Source organism: Echinicola pacifica DSM 19836 (assembly GCF_000373245.1).
Lineage (GTDB): Bacteria > Bacteroidota > Bacteroidia > Cytophagales > Cyclobacteriaceae > Echinicola > Echinicola pacifica.
The window spans coordinates 140,382-161,959 of record NZ_KB890750.1 but is presented as its reverse complement, the minus strand read 5'-3'; the positions used below and the strand labels follow the sequence as shown (position 1 = coordinate 161,959).

Sequence of the window (21,578 nt, the reverse complement as noted above, 5' to 3'; positions counted from 1 at the left end):
ATGATGATGAAGCTTCTTTGGCTAATAATGTTCACCACCATATTGGGATGCGGTGGAAATACGCCATTGACTTCTACTATGACAAAAAAAGCTGATTTCTACGTCTCTCCGTTGGGTTCAGATCATTGGTCTGGTACGTTGGATGAACCGAATACTCAAGGTACAGACGGTCCCTTTGCAAGCTTGCAAGCTGCCAAAAATGCGGTAAGAACTTTAAAGAAGGGTAAATCCCAGGATATTAAAGTTCAGATACGGGAAGGGGTCTATAAATTAAGGGAGACGGTGGTTTTCGGCCTGGAGGATTCCGGAGGGGATAATTTTACCATTATATATGAGGCTTATCCTGGCGAAAATCCAGTATTCAGTTCGGGGCAGGAGATTTTGGCTTGGCAAAAAGTAAGTGCTTCGCTCCCAGGTTTGCCAGAGAAGGCAAAGGCTAATATTTGGGTAGCCGATATAGATACACGATTTTTCACCTTATATGACAATGAAGGAATGCTACCTCGGGCACGATCTGCAGGATTCTTTTCCGAAAAAGGTGGTAATGGAAGGAATAAGCTTCATTTTCCTAAGGGAAAGTTAAAGAATTGGTCCAATATCACCGATGTGGAAATAGTGGTGCGTCCACATCATGCCTGGATTACCAATATACTACCACTTGAATCGGTCAATGAAGAAACTTCTATCGCCACTACTTCTATCGATGCTACTTATGCGATGAATACACTTCATTTTTTGCCCGAAACTGAAAATGTATGGGTAGAGAATGTATTAGAGGAACTGGACGAAGCCGGGGAATGGGTTTTAAATACTAAAGAAGGAAAACTCTATCTGTGGAAGCGAAATGATTCCCCGGTCCTGGCGCCCACCTTAAACGAGTTGATTCGAATAGAAGGAAAAATTGATTTTGATGGAGCCACAGACATTCCAGTTCGCAATCTGCTATTTAGAGGATTGACCTTCAAGCATGGAGACCGCTATCAATTGACAGCGGAGGACAAAGGACTGCAGCACGACTGGGATATGCTGGATAAAGATAATGCACTGCTGCGTCTTCGTGGTGCGGAAAATTGTGTGGTGGAAGAGTGTCACTTTTTACACAGCGGCAGCGGAGCTATCAGGATGGATTTGCATGCGATAGGAAACACCCTAGCCAACAATCATATAGAGCATTTGGGTGGCGCAGGAATTGTACTGGCTGGCTATGGCCCTGGTACAAAAGATGTCAATAAAAAGAACACGGTCTATAATAACCATATTCATCATATCGGGGAGGTTTACTGGCATTCCCCTGGCATTTTCCTTTGGCAAAGTGGTGAAAATCAAGTCTCCAATAATCTAATTCATCACACCAATTATACAGGTTTGATTTTGTCTGGGGTGATGACTGATTTTTTCATGAAAAATGGGAGAGAATTGACAAGGACCATTCGCAAACAAGATTTGAGTCATCTTCCAAAGCAGGTTAGCTATGAAGAGGTGCTTCCTTATCTGCATACACATGATAATAAAATCGAGTACAACGAGATTCACCATGCTATGATGCGGATGGGGGATGGGAATGCGATATATATCCGAGGAGCTGGAGAAAATAACCTCATCAGGCGAAACTATATTCATGATATGGTAGCCGATATGATCATGCAGGCTGCCATTCGTACTGATGGGGGACAAACGGGTACGACCATTTCCGAAAATATAATATATAAGGCTACCTCGCAAGGCATCCTCACCAAGCTCGACAATAGGATAGAAAATAACATTGTCGTAAATGTGATTGCCCCACCTAGAGGCTATTATCTTTCTTTACGTGAAGGACCCTTAACAGGTGTGATTCAGCGGAATATATTTTATTCTTTGAGTGCCACAGACAAGTTTATCGACGAATTGGCCCCAGGAAAAGAAAGTAGTACGGAGGATGCTAGGGGACGACCTCTAGCACGTGCAAAAGACGCCGAATTGGACTATAATATTTATTACTGCCTGCCTGATCCAGAAAAAGGAAAAGAGTTAATTGAAAAAAATCATAAAGATGGAATAGACCAGCACAGTCGGGCTGTGGATCCTCTTTTTGTGGATGCTGAAAATGGGGACTTCAGGTTTAAGCCTGGCTCACCGGCTCTGGAAATGGGTATTATTCCTATTGACCTTTCGGAGATAGGACTCAGAAATCTTAAGAAATAAGGTTTAGGCTTCCTAAAAATCATGAAAAGGAAAAGTACAGAACTCTATTGCACCTTAGGCCAGCTATTCTTCCATATAGGTAATTCTCTGCTATCCGCCAATAGAGGGTATGGTATGGGGATTATCAGTGGGAAATCAGAAAGAAATTGGAAAATGACAAAAGTGTTTATGATATGCTAACTATGAAAAATATAGGTACCAGAATGCTGGTGTTATTAATAATCCTGTTTATAAAACCAGCTATGGCTCAGGAGACACCTATCACAAAACTCTCCGATGAGAAACTAATGCAATGGTTTCGTGAGGCTAAGTTTGGTATGTTTATACATTTCGGAGCAGAAATCCCTGAGCGATTGGAAGACAGTGATTTGACGAGAACTGAAAAGTATGAAATAGGGGTAAGGGAATTCAATCCAGTGGATTTTGAGGCAAAGGAATGGGTTCGAATTGCCAAAGAAGGTGGGATGAAATACATCGTCTTTACCACCAAACATCATGATGGATTTTGCAAATGGGATTCTGATCTCACGGATTGGGATGTAATCGACCAAACGGAATTCAAACGGGACATCGTCGCCGAATTGGCCGAGGCATGTAAAGAGGCCGACATCAAACTGGGCTTTTATTATTCTATTGCGGACTGGCACCATCCCGAGTACGATACCAGCTATAGCAACAGAAATGGATTCCATTTCCACCCAAACCCAAAAGCAGATATCACTAAATACATGGATTATATGTATGGACAATTGCGGGAATTGAATGAGAAATACCAGCCTAGCCTATTCTGGTTTGACGGTTCGGCAGGATTCAGAAATCCCAATCGTAAACGCTTACTCGGGCAACAGGAAATGGTGGATATGCTGAATGGCTATGGCGCTATTTCCAACAGTCGTTTAGGTGATGATGACGCACTTAGGTATGTGAATTACTTATCCATGGGGGACAATATGATTCCGACAGGAAATATAGGTATGGACTTCGAGTCAGCCCAAACTATGAATGATTCCTGGCATTATAATGCTGCGGATGAAGACTGGAAATCACCTGAACAGCTGCTTGCTAATTTGATCGATATAGTGGGAAAAGGAGGGAATTACCTTCTAAATGTGGGGCCTAATAGCAGAGGACTCATACCTGAAGCTTCGGTTTCCCGACTTAAAATAATGGGGGATTGGCTTAAGCAAAACGGCGATGCCATTTATGGAGTGGAAGCAGGGCCGCATCCGCATGATTTAGGCTGGGGGACCATCACCCAACGGAAGGAAGGGGAGAATACCCTATTGTATCTAAATATAGTGGACTGGCCCAAAGATGGGAATTTCCAACTGTATGGATTGAATAATAAAGTAGTCAGCGCCAGACTGTTGGCGAGCGGTAAGTCACTTTCAGTTGAATCCACTTATAATTCGGCCGCAGGACTAAATACACTAACTATTCAAGTGCCAGAAAGTGCCCCTGATCCCTACGTATCGGTAATTGCATTGGAGGTGGAAGGTGATGCTTTGATGGATCAGGCCATCCTGCAGCAAAGGGATGGTACCGTATACCTTGATGGATTTCAGGCGATAATTAGAGATAAGGAAATTGTGCCTAACAAACTTTTGAAGCCTTTAGACCATAAAACGTTCACTGTTCCTAAAAAAGGAGAAGGAATCATGCCTGCGCATGGAATGACATTAAATGGGTTTACCGAAATCGGTCAAGCTTTGACCTGGGACTTTAGGTTGGTGCAAACTGGTACCTACAAAGTGTTTGTAGTGAACAGCATTCGCGAAGGTCAGCCATTAAATGCCGACGGCAGATTGAAAGCTACTATAGCAGGTAAGTCTGTAGAAAATGAACTAGTGGAACTGGAGCGTGTATTGAACCCTCGCATGGCAACGCAAGTGATGAATTCATTTGCTGAGCTAGGAACTCTTACCCTACAGAATGCTGGGATGACCACAGTCAGCTTGGAAGTGACTTCTGAGTTTACCGATTCCAATCCCGCTTTTAGAAGTTTAATGCTCATTCCAATTGAAAAAATAAAGGACGATAAATTCCCAAAATAGGATCTACCAACCAATGAGGGCAAATCGGATGGTAAATAGGCGGCTGCTGAATGGATCTGGCGGAGAGGATATAGTTCCAAAGTGGATTCCGAAAGTGAAGAAGCTACAAGTTTAAAAATTTAGAATTAGAGTGTCAGGTATCAAATAAATAAGATCAGTATGAAAATAGTTCTTTTCCACCTTTTATTCTTGATCTGGAGGCCTATCTCTCCAGACTTGGAATTGAAAATCGCTCCTAAACTGGAAAATAAAAAAGTCGAAGCACTTCCTGATTTGGAGGAAGTTGCCACCGGAAAACTATTGGATTCCATAGGGGTGGGCTTATTGAATATTAAGTATAAGACTAGTCCTGAGAAGGATTTATTGCTAGATATTTATTACCCAGCGGATCGGGATAAAAGTAAAAAGCTACCTGTGATTTTTTATACGCATGGCGGTGGATGGGCGGCAGGCACTAAGGATAATATCCAAAAGGGTTTCATCAAAGACACTTTCCGGCAATTGGTGAATAAGGGATTTGCCGTGGTATCGGTCAGCTATCGACTGACCAAGCTTAAGACCGTCGTCATGAAAGATTGTGTAGTGGATGTCATGGATGCCGTTCGCTTTATTTCCAAAAACAGTGAGACCTATGGATTGGACCCAAACAGGGTGTTCGTCATAGGTGATTCTGCTGGAGGACAGCTGGCTCAAATGATAGTACTTGCTGATCCTTCTCTATTCCCTGGTGATCCTGCCTTGCTGGATTACCGATACAAGGTGATTGCCGGAGTCTCCTGGTATGGGCCCAGTGATTTCACTGAAATAGAATTATTTGAAACCGATGATCCCACGAAAAATCCAGATAGGTTTGGTCCAAGAATCATAGGCCCTAATACTGATCCTTCCTCGAAGCAGACGCTATATCAGGAAATGAGTCCCGTATTTTATCTCACCAATGAAAGTCCGCCACTTTATATGATGGCAGCAGATAAGGATACGACTATTCCAGTGGCCCATGCCTATCATATGAAGGAGAAGGCAGATGAAATCGGTGCCAATGTGGAGCTTTTTGTAGTCAAAAATGCAGGTCATAATTGGCGTAAGGCAGGAGGTGAAATCGATCCTCCTTTAGAAGTAATAGTCGAAAAGACAATCGATTTTATCCTACAATACAAAGATGATAAGCAATGAATAAGGCATACTATATACTACTTGCGTCCCTTTGGTGGTTAGGGCTAAGTCCACCAAGGGCTGAAGCTCAAAGTAAAAACGAAAAGCCCAACGTCATTTTCATATTTGCAGATGATTGGGGATATGGAGATTTGAGTGCTCATGGAAGTTCATGGATCAAAACTCCACATATAGACAAAATGATAAGTGAAGGCATGGATTTCACCAACTTCACTGTAAACAGTCCTGTTTGCTCGCCGAGTAGAGTGGCGGTAATGACTGGCCAGTTTCCAGCCAGACAGTCTATTCATCAGCATTTTCAAGCATTGAAAGCCCATCAAAATAGAGGAATGCCTGATTGGATGGATATAGAAGACATGTCTATGCCAAGAGAATTTCAAAGAGCCGGATATGTCACCGCGCATTTCGGGAAATGGCACCTGGGCTCAGCGCCGGATATGCCAAACGAAACAGCCTATGGCTATGACGAATATGCTACTTTCAATGGATCTAATACTATTGATATACCTAAGGCTGCTTCGCTAGGAGTGGAATATGTAGAAAGCTTCATTAAGAGAAATAAAGACAAACCGTTTTTTATAAACCTTTGGCTGCACGAAGCTCATTTGGCCCATTTCCCATTGGAGAAATTCATGGATGAATTCGGTAATCTGGATGAGCAAAAGCAGGTTTACGCATCTGTAATAGCAGAAGGGGATGAAGCTGTGGGGAGAATCATGGGATTACTGGAAGAACTGGGTATTGAGGATAATACGCTATTGGTATTTTCTACAGACAATGGGCCGGAATGGGAAGGAAATGAAGATGAAAAGAAGCATACTGGAGACCTTGGGTATGGCAAATACTATTCTGTGGGTGAAACAGGAGGATTGAAGGGGCAGAAAAGATCTCTTTTTGCAGGTGGTGTTCGTGTGCCTTTTGTGGCAAAATGGCCAGGAGTTATTCCTGAGGGAATAGTAAATGAAACAGCCGTGGTTACCGCAGTAGACCTATTGCCGACCTTCTTTGAGGCGGCGGGTATTCCCCTTCCGGACAATTATCAGCCAGATGGGCAGAGTATGATGATGGCCTTAAAGGGAGAGCAATTTACCAGACAAAAACCAATATTTTGGGAATGGAGAGGAGGCGAAAATAATGACTATACCTGGCCATCTTTAGGGGTAAGAGATGGTGACTGGAAGTTGGTCGTGGATGTAGAAATGGATCGGTATGAGCTATATAATATCACCGAGGATTGGAAAGAAGAGGTAGATCAGGCAGAGAATAATCCAGAAAAAGTGGAGGAGCTACTGATATTAATTGAGGAATGGAAGGAGACATTACCGACCGAACCTAGAGAAAATGCTCTTTCCTCAGCAAGGAATAGGGAAATTAAAAAAGTGGAACAATACTAAAATTCAAAACATATGAAGGGTACAAAATATTTGGTACTGATCTTTTACTTACTAAGCACTTTGGCTGTGCTGGCTCAAAGCAATGCACCAGTCATCAATAAACTAGTCGTCTCGACTGAAAAGCAGGGAGAGCAGGGGGTAGAACAAAAGATCGTGAAAGGATTCGTCGAGAATGAGAGTGAAAATCTTATTTATACCTACCTAATCAAATCAGGTGATGCTACTTTAGCCCCCCTAGGCAAGACGGCTATTTTAACTGTAAATGATACCAAAGAGGTGGAAATAGAACTGGTAATTACCAACGAAAATGGTATTACCTCTTCCAAATCGATCACTTATGCAGAGGATCAGGTGGACGTCGGAAGCCTTTATACAGATGAGGACAATTGGCTGAAAGCAATTGGAAACTTCAAAAATCATCCTTCCTTCCAATTTCAGGAACGCAATGAGGATTTGCCAAACGTGCTTATTATCGGAAACTCCATTTCAATAGGCTATACACCCTATGTTCAACGGATTCTTGCAGGAAAATGTAATGTTTATAGAATTCCAGAAAATGCGGGTGAGACCGACAGGGGACTTGCAAAACTGAACCTTTGGCTAGGCGATGGCGACTGGGATGTTATCCACTTCAACTTTGGACTACATGACCTTAAGCGATTGACTAATAACAAATTAGATGTATCTGGTGAGATCGTAAACAGGCCGGAGGAATACGCTGTCAAATTGGAAGAAATAGTGGAGCAATTGAAATCTCAAACGGATGCAGCACTAATCTGGGCCACAACTTCTGTGGTACCTGAAGGAGCTCAGGGCAGAATAAAAGGAGATGAGGTAAAATATAATAAGGTGGCGTCTAAGATCATGAGAGCTAATCATATTAGGATTGATGACCAGTATAAATTGACACGCAAACACCCCAAGGATCAAAAACCAAAGGATGTTCACTTTACTCCAGAAGGCATGGAAAGACAGGCAGAGCAGGTGGTATTTTATATTAATAAGGCATTACAATAGAGTTTCACTTAGCGCAGGAAGTAATTATGATAGTAGTTATGATAAAAATTAAGACTAATAAATCTTTCCTTTTCCTATTATTAGCGGGGGCAATGCTGATTTTCTTTGCTGGCCAAGTAGCCGCACAGCAGACAGAAAAACCAAATATTGTGGTGGTTTTGGCTGATGATATGCGCTGGGATTACCTGGGAGCAGCGGGATTGAATGATATCATAGAAACCCCAAATTTGGATATGCTTGCAGCAAAGGGAACACTTTTCAGCAATGCCTTTGTGACCTCCGCCATCTGCACACCCAGCAGAACCTCCATACTTACGGGCATGTATGAGCGCAAACATGGGGTCACCTTCGGGTCAAACTCTGTGATGACCGAAGAGGCCTGGGACAATACCTATCCGATGCTACTTCGTAAAAGTGGCTACTATACCGGCTGGGTAGGGAAAAATCACACGCCAATTGGTAAGAGTGATAAGGGTCTGGGGTACAAAAGCGGCGTAATGGAGGAGTCTTTCGATTATTGGAGAGCAGGTCATGGACACCTGACCTTTTACCCAAAAGATCAACATGAGATTTTTAGTGATGCCAAAGCTGATAATCAGATTGATATAATTCAGGAAGCTGTAGATGAATTTTTGAGTGTGGATGAAGCATTAGAAACGTCTAAAAGTTTCCTCAGAACCCGTCCTCAGGATCAGCCATTTTGCCTGCTGATAAACTTCAACGTTCCTCATAGTAATAGCACCAACAGCATGAAGCAGCGGTCTGATGATCCGGCACTCTATCGGACTGGCTATAGAGATCAAATTGATCAATTGACCCTTCCGGAAACATATATTCCGTTTGATTCTGTCCAAACACCAAAGCTTCCCGTCGAGGTGTATAGCGGAGAATACCTTAGCAGCTACGATTGGGTGAAGTCAAAAGAATCACTGCATGAAAATCAGATAAGAACCTTAGAGACCGTCACGGGAATGGATCAGGTGGTCGGAAATCTTGTGCAGGAACTAGATTCTCAAGGACTGCTTGATAATACCATCCTAGTCTTCACCTCTGATCACGGTATTTTGCATGGAGAATATGGACTTGGTGGCAAAACCTTGCTTTATGATGTGGATTTGAAAATCCCGCTGGTAATCTATGCTCCAGGCTTGGAGCAGCAGCAAGTAGTGGATGACTTATGTTTGAATATTGACCTTGGTCCAACTTTGCTAGATATGGCGGGAGTAGCCATTCCTGAGGAGATGCAGGGGAAAAGCATGAAGCCACTGATCGAAAATAAACAGGTAGCCTGGAGAACAGATTTTTTTAGTGAAAACATGTTCATGGGCCAAAATTATCCACGCACCGAGGCCGTCCGGACCCCAGACTGGAAATACATTCGGTACTTCAGCAAGGAAAAAGATCAGCATCATATACTTTCTCTGATAGCTCCATTCCTAGGCGAGGAGCCTATATACGAAGAGCTGTATGATCTGAAAAATGATCCGAACGAAGAAAACAACCTGGCCTTTGAAGCAAGCTCGCAAGCCCTTTTGCAAATGCTGAGAAGGAGAGCTACGGAACTGCTAAAAGAAGCCAAAGGAGACAATGAATTGCCTGAAACATATATCAGCAGTTTTGATGATGAAGAATTTAAAACAAGTGTGGAGAAAACTTATAAAGATCTTAAGCTAGATTAAAACCTACCTCCTTGGAGTCTATTTCAAGGCAGGTAATTCACGATCTTATTCAGCAAGGTTTATGATCCAATGCTGAGATCATTTGAGACGGCCTAAGAGGTTAGTGATTTAAAAATTAAAATTATTAGTTCAAATAATATGAAATATATGATTAATCTAAAATACCTGCTGACAGTCCTCAGCTTCACCGCAGCACTGCACCTCGCTGCCCAGGATAAGACATCTGAAAGTATGGATGAGATGTGGGGTGAGCAAAATAGGGTAACTCGTGCTGACAAAGGAGATATGGCAGCCTTATTTGATGATGGCAACTATTCCATGTTTATCCATTGGGGGCTCTATTCTAATATCGCTAATAAGTGGAATGATACCACCTATTATGGCATCAGTGAGTGGATTATGAGTCCTCGTCGAGCGGGTATTTCGGTGGATCAGTACATGGCCGAAGCCAAAAACTTCGATCCCGTAAATTTTGATGCAATGGCTATTGCGAAACTCGCCAGTGATGCTGGAATGAAATACATCGTAGTCACCAGCAAACACCATGACGGATTTGCGATGTACGACTCTAAAAGCAACGATTTCAATATTGTAAAAGCTACCCCTTTTGGCCGTGATCCGATGAAGGAACTGGCTCAGGCCTGCGAGGAACTAGGTTTAGGGTTTGGCTTTTATTATTCGCATAACCAGGATTGGACTTTCCCAGGAGGAAATGGCGGGCCCAAAGTCAGTGAAAAAGGCGAGGAGGTAGGCTTTGATTATTATTTCAGAGAAAAATGCCTTCCTCAGGTAGAGGAGATTACCACTCAGTATGGAGATATCGCTATGGTGTGGTTTGATACGCCGGGCAATATGGAAAAGAAATATGTGGAGGAACTGGTAAATGTGGTAAGAAAAAATCAGCCAAATGCCATGATCTCTGGCCGTGCAGGCCATAATCTGGGAGATTACCTTTCTCTTGGTGATATGAATATTCCGGTAAAAAATGTCCCTGGACTTTGGGAAACAGTGGATGTTACCAATGATTCCTGGGGATATGCATGGTATGATGAGAATTGGAAAAGTCCTAAGCGCATCCTGAAATCCGCGATTTCTACGGTGGCACGAGGTGGCACCTATATGCTTAACGTAGGCCCAAAGCCTGACGGAACAATTCCTGATGAAGCCCAATATAGCCTTCGAGCTGCTGGAGAATGGATCAAATCTTATCCCCAAATGATATATGCGGCGAATCCTTCCCCATGGGGTCGTGCCCTTCCCTGGGGAGATGCTACGGTGTCCAATGGAAAATTAAACCTCGCTATTTATGAGTGGCCTTTGGATGGGGAGATTGTGATGCCAGGCCTGAATAATATAATCAAATCTGCAGGTCTTTGGGTAAATGGTACATTGCATCCTGTCAAAACGGTAAAAAATGGAACATGGACTTCCATCACACTTCCTGCGAAGCGGCCAGAGAAACTGATTTCAATAGTAGAAATTGAAGTAGAAGGGAAGCTTTCCGTAGATCAATCTCCAAGCTTAGATCCATTTTATCCTACTGCTTTGTCTGCAGCCTTTGCTTCAGGTGATGGAGCAATAATTAAAGAAACGAGATGGATGGAGAAATTTGGGGAATGGAAGCATATCTCCCAGGCTCAGGATTTTGCGGATGGTGGCAAGGTACTCTGGGAAGTAGAGGTCCTGGAGCCTGGATATTATCAGGTGGACTTAAATTATGCTGGAGACAGCCGATTGGTTTGGCGCGTGAGCAACTCTGAAGGCGATTTTATTCAGAATGAACAAAATGCTTCTCATGTTTACCATTATTACGAAATGGGTTTACTCAATTTTGAGAAAGCCGGAAAGCATACGGTATCAGTAGAAGTGAAAGAAGGAGACATCAAAAGTGCAAGTCTTAAAGAAATCAGGTTCACACCATTATCGATCTTAGAGTAGTCTTTGAATAAGGCTCCATAATCATTTTGTATCCAAACAATAATTTATCATCATGAAAAAATTTCGTCTTCCTCCATACGCTTTGCCTTACTTTTCGAGTCTTTCGATAGCTCTAATTGTAGATTTGTTCTTCCTAGGCTTTTCTTGCCAAACGTCAAAAACTGAAGATAGCAAAGCGGTGTCAGCTGATCGTCCTAATATCATTTTCATTTTTGCGGATGACTGGGGTTATGGGGATTTGGGCGCTTACGGAGCTTCTGAAGTAAAGACACCCAATCTTGACAAATTAGCTGAAGAAGGAACCAAATATACTCAGTTTCATGTGACTAGTGGGGTATGTTCACCAAGCCGGACTTCAGTAATTACGGGGCATTTTCCAGCGAGACACCGGGTACATGGGCATTTTGCAGGGAATAAGCCTAATGCTAGGCGTAATATGCCAAATTGGTTGGACGAAAATCTGCCCGTTTACATGCCTCAACTTATGCAGGATGCCGGCTATACTACTGCACATTTTGGCAAATGGCATTTGGGAGGAGGCGGATTACCTCATGGTGATCTATCTGCTCCAGAACCTAAGGAGTATGGCTATGATGAGACCCGGGTTTGGAATGGCAATGGGCCGACCTGGAAAGGCGACCAATTATGGCCAACTACCCGATATATGGATGATGACAGCACCTGGGTGCATAGCTCTAGCAGAATTGTAGTGGATGAGACCATAGATTTTCTTGAGAGAAATAAGGATAAGGGAGCACCCCTATTCGTGAACCTATGGCTGAAGATCCCCACACACCACTCTGGCCGACAGAGGAGCAAAAAGCACCTTACTCAGGAATGGGGCCAGATAAGGAAGTATATTACGGAGTGCTTACGGATGCTGACAGACATATAGGTCGCCTGATGGCGGCATTGGAAAAGATGGGAATGGATGAAAATACCCTCGTGATATTCAGTAGCGATAATGGTCCTGCTATCGCAATGCCAGCCCTGACCGTGGGATCCACAGGTGGACTGAGAGGTAGAAAGGTAGATATATTTCAGGGAGGAGTGAATGTTCCTTTTATTGTGAGATGGCCAGGGAAAGTTGAGGCTGGCAAGGTGGATAGTACAAGTGTGCTTTCCACAGTGGATCTACTTCCTACATTCGCTGCTTTGGCTAAAAAAGACTTGCCGGCTGACTATTATCCTGATGGAGAAAATATTATATCAATTTTCGATAATAAGACCTTCAATAGAACAAAACCACTTTTCTGGGAATGGCGATTTGCTGCTGCCGAGCGTCCAAATGGATGGGTAAACTCAGCAGTTCGAGAAGGAGAATGGAAGCTTATGGCTGATGAAAAACGCGAGAGGGTGGAGCTTTATAATATTGAAAATGATCGCGCTGAATCCAAAGATAGGGCTGCTTCTAATCCAGAAAAAGTAAAAGAGCTCTTAGCAATGTGGGATCAATGGAAGGCTGGTTTGCCTGAGTAGTGCGGATTGACGATTCATGGAGGAAGGCTGGGGCTTCTCTCACTGTAGAATATCAGAAATAAGCGCAGGACCAGCCACTGCCTTGGTTAGAAATCCACAAATAGTAATATGAAAACTCGAAAACTCTTTGCCTTAAGTGCGCTACTTTTTAGCATGCTACTGATAAGCACTGGCTATGCCCAAGAATTGACTTTTACGGAGGCTCCAGAAAATTACCGTCTGTATGCGAGAAACCAGAATGACAGTGCAGCTGTGCGCTTCACAGGGAAGGTAAAAAAAGGGGAGATGGTGAGGAGCCTTGTTCTAAAAGTATATAAAGACGATGTGCTCTACGATCAGCAGGTGGTAAACCTTGAAGATCAGGCATTTTCTCTTTCTTCACAAATTCATGCTGGCTTACATCAATTTCGATTTGAACTATTCACCCTACAGGATGAGAAGGAATCCTTGAACCTGGTAGCCGACCAAGTGGTCTGTGGCGATGCTTATATCATTACCGGCCAGTCAAATTCCCACCCCAGCAGCACCTTGTCCACCTATAGCAGTCCCTTTGCTAGGAGTTTTGGAGTCAAAACTGGATATGAGACGTATAATGAGGAAGACAAGGCAGTGCGCTGGGGGAGTGCCACCGGGAATTGTCCCGGACTGGAAAATGAAGTTGGGGGATGGTTCATCAAAAATCCATATGGAGTAGGAGTATGGGGAATGGACTTGGCGAGACTAATCATAGAAAAACATCAAATCCCCGTATGCATCATCAATGGTGGTAGCGGCTCTTCTTCTATAGAGCAAAATATGCTTTACCCGGAACAGCCCTCCCTGGAGACCAGTTTTGGACGGCTTGCTTATAGAGTAAATCAGGCAGGGCTGAAAGATCAGGTCAAGGCTATATTTTGGCATCAGGGCGAGTCAAATTCCAATACTGAAGAAGGATATCAATCCTATTCTGCCAATTTCAATATCCTTAAAAAAGACTGGGAGCGAGTATATACAGGACTCAAAAAAATCTATTTGTTCCAATTACATCCTGGATGTGGGAGACAAAGGGAGGGATATTATAATGAGCTTCGAGAGATCCAATCTCAACTGGCCGACTCCTACGAGAAGGTTGAGATCATGTCCACGATGGGAGTTTCTGGACACGATGGTTGTCACTTTTCTTATCAGGGCTATTTGGAATTTGCTAAACGAATCTTCCCTTTGGTTTCTCGGGATTTTTATGGTATACAAGCTACGACCGTAATCACTCCACCCAAACTGCTTAGCGCTAATTATGTGAGTACGAATGAGGTAGAACTCACATTTGATCAAGCTATTAGGATCGAAGAAAAAAGAGAAGTTCATGAAGAAACATACTTTCTGAAGGATCAATTTTTCTTCAAAAATGAAATGGACAGCGCTTTCATCCCGGCAAAGGTTAGCAGTATTAAAGCTCAGCAAAACAAGCTCATAATTACCTTGGAACAAGCAACCACATTTTCATTGGTTACCTATTTGCCAGGCAAACTTTATGAAGGAACAGAGGTGATATATAATGGACCATGGCTGACAGGAAGTGATAATGATATTGGAGCGCTTAGTTTTCATCAGCGCCGGATTTACCCATTAAAAGCTTGGCAATAATGAAAAATACACTGATCTTATTAGGGATTTTTACCCTTGCTATTGGAGGATATGCACAGTCTAAGAAGGATGTTCAACCCGATAAGCGGCCAAATATTATATACCTCATGGCTGATGACCAAAGTACTTATTCGGTAGGTATATATGGAAATAAAGAGGTTATGACTCCCAATATGGATAAGCTGGGGATGGATGGGCTTATTTTTGACCGGCATTATAATACCACTGCAATCTGTATGGCAAGTAGAGCAACTGTCCTCACCGGAATGTATGAATACAAGACAGGGACAAATTTTTTCCATGGAGATATGCATCCGGAAGTATGGGAAAAATCTTATCCGGTTCTATTAAGAGAAGCGGGCTATCTCACGGCTTTTGCTGGGAAATTTGGGATAAAAGTGGATAGCAAGGGGATTTGTGAGGAGGATTTTGATATTTGGGGAGGAGCACCAGGCCAAAGCAGTTATACTACATTGGAAAATGAATCCATGGCCGGCTATGCTGAGAAATACCCACATTCCACACTTTCCTATGGAGCCTTTGGACAGGATGTAATCAGAGCAGCTGCGAAACAAAACAAGCCCTTTAGCCTTTCTATTAGCTTTAAAGCTCCTCATAAGCCGGCAGATCCTGATCCTATGTTTGATGCGATCTATCAGGATAAGGTTTTTACAAAACCTGGGAATTTTGGGAGGGAATATGCAAAGTATCTTTCCGAACAGAGCAAGGGAGGAAGGCAGTATCCACGCTTTACCGAATGGCATTACGACACAGATTATGACAGAGAGATGCGTAAGTATCACCAGCAGGTCTATGCAATAGATGTGGCTATAGGAATGATCAGGGAAGAACTTGAACGTCAGGGAATGGATAAAAATACAGTCATTATCTATACCAGTGACAATGGCTATATCAGTGGTTCCCATGGGTATGCATCAAAGGTGCTACCGATGGAGGAATCTTCCCGAGTCCCCTTGATGATTTATGACCCGCGCAGCAAATCAGCTGGAAAGAAGTTCAGAAGCCAATCGCTTACTGGTAATATAGATTTTGCTCCTACCATTTTGGACCTGGCAGGATTGCCTGTGCCCAAAAACATGGACGGGGCCAGTTTGGTGCCACTTATAGAGAACCCAAAGAAAGAAGTACACGACCAAATGGCATTTATGAATGTATTCGGACCTATAATGACGCACAGTCTAACTTGCCTGACAAGTCAGTGGAAATATACCTATTGGTGGTATAAAGATGAGAAAATGGATCCTGTGGAAGAATTGTTTGATGTTAAGAATGATCCCTTAGAACTGAAAAACTATGCGAGCGATCCTCAGTTTAAATCAGAACTTGAGATGATGCGGAAAAAGTATGCTAAGGAGGTGGAGCAATGGAAAAAAGAAAGCGTTTCCTACAATGATTACACCCGGTATGGAGTGCTTTTTGACAGATCTGTGCCCTGGGAGGCAAAGGAAAAACTTCTGGAAAAGTAGTAAGCACTATTATGCCTTGGCACTTATCATTTTCAGTGATTATGTCTTTGGGTTTTGAAATTAATCCTGGACTAAAGAAGGTATTTTTTACAACTGTGAGCTTTCTATTCTCCTAGGAATAAGATTATATCTGAATAATAAATGAAGATAATAGATTCAATCATGATAAATGATGTATATCGGTGCATTCATTTTAAGCCAATTAAATCTATAACCTGTTAGGATTTTTAATTATTTAGAGGAATTAATAATACTTAATAGATTTTTTATTCATAATAGATTGATTATTAGTGCTTAAGAATTTTGCTAAAATCGACTGTGCACAGGTGTGTCTTATAAAAACCTACCTATAAGCACAGTAGGTTAATTTAAAAATTATATCTTTTGCGGAAGATAGATAAAGTCTTTTGACTAAATCCATTAATAATTAACCCAAAACTATACCTTATGAAAAATTACTTTACCCTGCTTACGTTTTTCATGCTTTTTACAGTCTTTAGCCTCCAGGCCCAAGACAAAGTAATTAGCGGAAAAATAATTGATACGTCCGGTAATACCTTGCCTGGCGTGACCATAATCCAAAAGGGCACTGCCAATGGCATTGCCTCAGATATGGATGGGAAATATTCCATATCAGTTCCTGAGGGAGCTACTCTGGTATTTTCATTCATCGGTTATTCTTCGATTGAAAAAACTGTAGGTGCTAGCAACATCTTAGATGTCACCCTGCAGATGGATGAAGAAGAACTCGAAGAAGTAGTAGTAATTGGATACGGAAGCCAAAAGAAGAGCGATCTGACTGGAGCTGTAGGTTCTGCATCAGGAAAAGAGCTTCAAGAGCGACCCACCTCCTCATTACCTCAAGCGCTTTCCGGGAAGATCGCCGGTGCAAATGTCTCTCAAAATTCAGGAAAACCAGGAGGGAAAACCCAGATCAGGATTCGAGGAAATACCTCTGTGAGTCTTGATAATAGTCCTCTGTACGTAGTAGATGGAGTAATTCTAGTCTCCACTTCTTTAAGCGATAACTCTAGCCCCATTGATTATATCAATTCGAATGATATTCAATCTGTAGAGGTCCTCAAGGACGCTTCTGCAACTGCCATTTATGGGTCAAGAGGTGCCAATGGCGTAGTATTGGTCACCACCAAAAGAGGCAGTACCTCTGGCGTGAAAATAGGCTATGACACCTATTACGGAGTAGGTAAAATAGCCAAAAAAGTGGGAGTCCTTAATTCAGAGGAGTTTTTAATGATTGAAGATGTAGCTTATCAAAATGCAGAGAAATACGATGCTGTAGGATGGGCTAACGGGAAATATACAGATCCGACCTTAAAAAGAACCGATCCCTTATTATTTGATGCAAATGGCAATCCCTTATATGACACAGATTGGCAGGATCAGGTAACTCAAAATGCCTTTTCCCAAAATCACCAATTGTCTTTCACCGGCGGCACCGAGGCGGGTAGTTTTGGAGCCTTTCTAGGATATACAGGTGAGGAAGGAATTATGAAAGAATCCTCGCTCAATCGCTATTCTTCGAGAATTGTTTTTGATACAAGTTATAAAAAGTGGTTTAAAGTAGGAGGGGGACTTGGATATAACCAGCAGAATGAAAGGCTGATCCATGATTCTTGGGTCGGTAGAAATATGATTGAGGCTATTCCTATCATCCCGGTGAAGTATGCAGATGGTACATGGGCCAGTAACTTAGATTACCCGGGAATGGAAGGCGGGCCAAATCCAGTTCAGGTGGGAGAAGAATATCAGAAATACCTGAAGACTAATACGGTCTTGGGAAATGTCTTCGTCAATTTCACTTTAGCTGATGGATTAGAAATGAGATCATCTGTAGGTGTCAATTATATTCATCAAAAGACACAGGAATATGCAGGAAGAAATCTTAATTTCATTGGTACACCCACAAATGGCTATGCGCAAATTTTCACCAATGAATTCTTTTCATGGCAATTTGAGAATTACCTGACTTATAATAAGATTTTCGGCGATATCCACTCTTTTACAGGTTTGCTGGGTATATCCTGGCAGCAGACGGATAGGTCAAATTATAATGTCCGTGTAAACGATTTTTCGGATGATTTTTTCAGTTTTAATAATTTAGCGGCGGGAGCTGTACCTGTACCACCCACTTCCAATGCATCTGTTGAGGGCATTAATTCCTATTTTGGAAGGATTAATTATGGCCTAAAAAACAAATATTTATTGACAGTTACTGGTAGAGTTGATGGTTCTTCCAAGTTCGGAGAGAACAACAGGTATGCGTTTTTCCCTTCGGCTGCCTTAGCATGGAGAGTTTCCGATGAGGATTTTCTATCCACATCCTCCCTAATCTCCAATCTTAAATTACGTTCAAGTTATGGTGAAACCGGCAACTCCGGAATACCCGCATATGGTGCATTAGCAGGCTTAAGTAGTGCGTATTCCTATGTGTACGGAGGCTCCGTAGTTAAGGGAATAGGCAAAGGTTCACTGGCTAACCCTGAGCTGAAATGGGAGAGAACCAAGCAAATAGATGCGGGAGTGGAGCTTGGTTTTTTTAATCAAAGAATATCCCTGGAAGCCGATATCTATATGAAAGTAACCACTGATATGCTATTAAATGCGCCCGTGCCCTTGAGTAGTGGATATGCCACCGTATTCAGAAATATTGGTAGCATGGAAAATAAAGGGATAGAACTATCCATAAACACGGTTAATATAGAGAAAGGCGATTTCAATTGGGAAACAATGTTTAATATCTCCATGAATAAAAATGAGGTAACGGCATTATCAGGCGGCAGTGATATTTTCTCTGGCAATACCATTATCCGCGTAGGCGAGCCGGTAGGGTCATTTTGGGGATGGCAACACCTTGGTACCTGGGGAAGTGATGAAGAAGACGAAGCAGCCGTTTATAATTGGCTGCCGGGTGATATCAAGCTAAACGATATTAATAATGACGGTTCCATCAATGATGCCGACAAGGCCATCATCGGAAATGGGATGCCTAAGGGATACGGAAGTTTTATCAATACCATCAACTATAAAAATTTCGAGTTTTCCCTGGATTTACAATTTACCTATGGAAATGATATCATGTATCTGACCACCCGTCCGCAAGAAAACCGCCAGGGAATTGCCAATAGCCTTAGAACAGTATTGGATGCCTGGACGCCTGACCATCAGGATACCGAGATAGCGCAGTGGAGACCTGTCTCAGCAGGATATGACAATAGGGATACAGATCATATGATCCAGGATGGCTCATTCATCAGAGGCAGGAATATGCTGTTGGCGTATAATTTCGCTCCTGATCTATTGGAAAAGATCCACTTGCAGCGATTACGAGTATATACGTCATTGCAGAATTTCTTTTTGATAACGAAATACCAGGGGTATGATCCGGAAGCTCAAACTTCTAACACGCCATTTGGACAAGGAGAAGTGAATTTTAATCAATACCCAAGGCCAAAAGTATTTATGGTCGGATTGAATGTTTCGTTCTAAGTTAAAATAAGATACAAATGAAGACTCATATAAAAAATAAGATACAAGTCATCCTTACAGGAAGCCTGTTATTCCTTGCTGCCAGTTGTTCTGATTTCCTGGGAGAAGTGGATCCTTCGAATATCACCGCAGATAGTTATTATAAGACGGCAGAACAGGCTCAAGCCGCTATTAATGCCGTCTATTCCAATTTGAAGGACATAAGAGGTGGAGCATACGGGGGAGGGCCCTGGTTGATGGCAGAGTTTGCTACTGGCCTGGCTGATTCAGATTTGGGCCAGGCTGACAATAGTAATATCATTAGAAATTTGAATAATAACTCTGACAACGAATATGGTTTGGCTCACTGGAAATCGAATTATGAAGGTATCGCCAATGCAAACTTAGCGATTACTAAAATCCCGGGAATACAGATGAATGAAGAACTCAAGAAAAGGCATTTAGGAGAAGCTAAATTCCTGCGAGCTCATTATTATTACCAGCTGGTAAGGTTGTTTGGAAAGGTACCCCTAATCCTGGAGCCAATCGATTTAGCCTCTGAAGATCTTTACCCTTCACAGGCATCAGAAGATCAGATCTATGCGCAGATTGTAAGCGATTTGATGGATGCGGAGGGGGCTGGCCTGCCAGTAAAGGATCCTGATGGTAAAGTAACTTTAGGTGCTGTAAAAACCCTTTTGTCGAGCGTTTATCTCACCATGGCTGGATATCCATTGGAAAAAGGGGCAACACACTATAAATTGGCTGCAGATAAGGCCAAGGAGGTCATCGACAATGCCGCAACATATGGATATAGTTTGTTTCCAAGCTATGATGATCTTCATAATCCGGCAAAGAAGAATATAGGTGAAAACATATTTATGGTGCAGTATAAAACCCTTACCGCGCCATCAAATTGGCAGCCACTCATCATACCTTATAATATGAACATCTCGGCCTATTCAGCCCAGACCGGAGCTATTTACGCTAATCTTGACTTCATCAAATCGTATGAAGCAGGCGATAAAAGGGTAGAAGAAAAAGCATTTTATTATACCGAATATACCTTGAAAACCGACAGAACCAAAACAGTTAATTTAGGAGGTTATTTTCTGTATAAGCATTTTGATATTCAGGCCAATCTCCTCTCTGCAAGTGCCGATCTCAACTGGTCTCTATATCGGTATGCTGAGCTATTATTAATATATTCTGAAGCATCAAATGAAGTATCAGGACCGACGGCCCTGGGGTATGAGGGATTGAATGCAATTAGAAGCAGAGCGGGATTAACCGCCCATGCAGGGCTTTCTCAAAATGAATTTCGGGAAGCAGTGTGGAGAGAAAAGTGGCATGAGCTAAGTTACGAATCGGTAACTTGGTTTGATATGGTTAGGGTAAGAAAAGGGTACAATGTAAGCGATGGCACATTTGATGAATTTGTAGGACATCAGTTTGCATATGGTCCTATATTGACGGCACGAGAATTATTATTCCCTATTCCTACTAGTGAGGTTCGGAATAATACAAATCTGGTTCAGAATCCAGGGTATTAAGAATCAAGACCAATTTTAAGCCCTGAAAAAGTAGTACCTCCATATAGGCTAAGAAAGGCTGAAGAATAAAATTTTAGTTTAGGTTTATAATTTGAAAGGTAGTCGAATGCTGCTAAACCCAGCAGCGCTCGACTACCTTTTTGAATTATAGCTTAATATAGCTATCAGGTTTGGCCCAAAACCTAAGGGGAAGGAGTCCATCGTTTACGTTGATAGGGTCTCAATAATTCCGGCCATCAGTGCTTCAAAAATCCGGGAGATTCCAAAGTACAAAGGCGATCAGCGCTCAGTCAGATTATTCGCGTAGAAGTAACCGTCAAATAGGAAGGCATTTACTCTAAAATATTAAAAGTAATAAAATCTTAATGACTAGTAAGGGAAAGAGATGAGGCTTGGAAAGAATTGATGCTTTATCGATACAGAAAGTACAGCTATTTGTTAGTCAGTAGGTTCGGGTTGTATCGGTGCAAATTCGGTACAAAAAATCCTTTCAGCTTCATTTTATGAGATT

At 42.3% G+C, this 21,578-nt stretch carries 13 protein-coding genes; all 13 read left to right on the top strand.

Annotated features, from left to right (window positions below; genetic code table 11):
• Positions 1–78 precede the first annotated feature (78 nt).
• The 13 genes from B050_RS0111465 to B050_RS0111410 all read left to right on the top strand — a co-directional run bounded on the left by B050_RS0111465 (position 79) and on the right by B050_RS0111410 (position 21,067).
• Complete coding sequence (locus tag B050_RS0111465; protein ID WP_205744990.1) at positions 79–2,184, top strand: right-handed parallel beta-helix repeat-containing protein; 2,106 nt, start codon at positions 79–81, stop codon at positions 2,182–2,184.
• Positions 2,185–2,366: 182 nt separating this feature from the next.
• Positions 2,367–4,238, top strand: a complete 1,872-nt coding sequence (locus B050_RS22360; protein WP_018474058.1) for an alpha-L-fucosidase — start codon at positions 2,367–2,369, stop codon at positions 4,236–4,238.
• A gap of 159 nt (positions 4,239–4,397) precedes the next feature.
• Positions 4,398–5,411, top strand: coding sequence for an alpha/beta hydrolase (locus B050_RS0111455; protein WP_018474057.1), 1,014 nt, complete (start codon positions 4,398–4,400; stop codon positions 5,409–5,411).
• A complete protein-coding gene (locus tag B050_RS0111450) occupies positions 5,408–6,805 on the top strand; it encodes a sulfatase family protein (RefSeq protein WP_018474056.1) in 1,398 nt (465 codons plus the stop codon). Before B050_RS0111455 ends, B050_RS0111450 begins: the two co-directional genes overlap by 4 nt.
• 12 nt (positions 6,806–6,817) lie before the next feature.
• Positions 6,818–7,822, top strand: a complete 1,005-nt coding sequence (locus tag B050_RS22355; RefSeq protein ID WP_018474055.1) for an SGNH/GDSL hydrolase family protein — start codon at positions 6,818–6,820, stop codon at positions 7,820–7,822.
• A gap of 38 nt (positions 7,823–7,860) precedes the next feature.
• Positions 7,861–9,501 carry a sulfatase-like hydrolase/transferase gene (locus B050_RS0111440; protein ID WP_157492747.1) on the top strand — a complete coding sequence of 547 codons (1,641 nt, stop codon included), beginning with the start codon at positions 7,861–7,863 and terminating at the stop codon, positions 9,499–9,501.
• A 147-nt stretch (positions 9,502–9,648) separates the two neighbouring features.
• Entirely contained in the window at positions 9,649–11,439 is a 1,791-nt protein-coding gene (locus B050_RS0111435; RefSeq protein WP_229802408.1) for an alpha-L-fucosidase, read from the top strand.
• A gap of 52 nt (positions 11,440–11,491) precedes the next feature.
• Positions 11,492–12,334 carry a sulfatase family protein gene (locus B050_RS23750; protein WP_083923272.1) on the top strand — a complete coding sequence of 281 codons (843 nt, stop codon included), beginning with the start codon at positions 11,492–11,494 and terminating at the stop codon, positions 12,332–12,334.
• On the top strand, positions 12,277–12,918 hold the full coding sequence (locus B050_RS23745; protein ID WP_169336255.1) for a sulfatase family protein: 642 nt from the start codon (positions 12,277–12,279) through the stop codon (positions 12,916–12,918). The genes B050_RS23750 and B050_RS23745 overlap by 58 nt, the downstream gene beginning before the upstream one ends.
• Before the next feature lie 108 nt (positions 12,919–13,026).
• A complete protein-coding gene (locus B050_RS0111425) occupies positions 13,027–14,541 on the top strand; it encodes a sialate O-acetylesterase (RefSeq protein ID WP_083923270.1) in 1,515 nt (504 codons plus the stop codon).
• Complete coding sequence (locus tag B050_RS0111420) at positions 14,541–16,028, top strand: sulfatase family protein (RefSeq protein ID WP_018474051.1); 1,488 nt, start codon at positions 14,541–14,543, stop codon at positions 16,026–16,028. The genes B050_RS0111425 and B050_RS0111420 overlap by 1 nt, the downstream gene beginning before the upstream one ends.
• A 447-nt stretch (positions 16,029–16,475) precedes the next feature.
• A complete protein-coding gene (locus tag B050_RS0111415) occupies positions 16,476–19,535 on the top strand; it encodes a SusC/RagA family TonB-linked outer membrane protein (RefSeq protein WP_018474050.1) in 3,060 nt (1,019 codons plus the stop codon).
• Positions 19,536–19,552: 17 nt separating this feature from the next.
• A complete protein-coding gene (locus tag B050_RS0111410) occupies positions 19,553–21,067 on the top strand; it encodes a RagB/SusD family nutrient uptake outer membrane protein (protein ID WP_018474049.1) in 1,515 nt (504 codons plus the stop codon).
• The last annotated feature ends 511 nt before the right edge of the window (positions 21,068–21,578 follow it).

Excerpts from the sequence above, each read along its gene's own strand:
- B050_RS0111465 (WP_205744990.1), top strand. The coding sequence starts at position 79 with ATGACAAAAAAAGCTGATTTCTACGTCTCTCCGTTGGGTTCAGATCAT.
- B050_RS22360 (WP_018474058.1), top strand. The coding sequence starts at position 2,367 with ATGAAAAATATAGGTACCAGAATGCTGGTGTTATTAATAATCCTGTTT.
- B050_RS0111455 (WP_018474057.1), top strand. The coding sequence starts at position 4,398 with ATGAAAATAGTTCTTTTCCACCTTTTATTCTTGATCTGGAGGCCTATC.
- B050_RS0111450 (WP_018474056.1), top strand. The coding sequence starts at position 5,408 with ATGAATAAGGCATACTATATACTACTTGCGTCCCTTTGGTGGTTAGGG.
- B050_RS22355 (WP_018474055.1), top strand. The coding sequence starts at position 6,818 with ATGAAGGGTACAAAATATTTGGTACTGATCTTTTACTTACTAAGCACT.
- B050_RS0111440 (WP_157492747.1), top strand. The coding sequence starts at position 7,861 with ATGATAAAAATTAAGACTAATAAATCTTTCCTTTTCCTATTATTAGCG.
- B050_RS0111435 (WP_229802408.1), top strand. The coding sequence starts at position 9,649 with ATGATTAATCTAAAATACCTGCTGACAGTCCTCAGCTTCACCGCAGCA.
- B050_RS23750 (WP_083923272.1), top strand. The coding sequence starts at position 11,492 with ATGAAAAAATTTCGTCTTCCTCCATACGCTTTGCCTTACTTTTCGAGT.
- B050_RS23745 (WP_169336255.1), top strand. The coding sequence starts at position 12,277 with ATGGGGCCAGATAAGGAAGTATATTACGGAGTGCTTACGGATGCTGAC.
- B050_RS0111425 (WP_083923270.1), top strand. The coding sequence starts at position 13,027 with ATGAAAACTCGAAAACTCTTTGCCTTAAGTGCGCTACTTTTTAGCATG.
- B050_RS0111420 (WP_018474051.1), top strand. The coding sequence starts at position 14,541 with ATGAAAAATACACTGATCTTATTAGGGATTTTTACCCTTGCTATTGGA.
- B050_RS0111415 (WP_018474050.1), top strand. The coding sequence starts at position 16,476 with ATGAAAAATTACTTTACCCTGCTTACGTTTTTCATGCTTTTTACAGTC.
- B050_RS0111410 (WP_018474049.1), top strand. The coding sequence starts at position 19,553 with ATGAAGACTCATATAAAAAATAAGATACAAGTCATCCTTACAGGAAGC.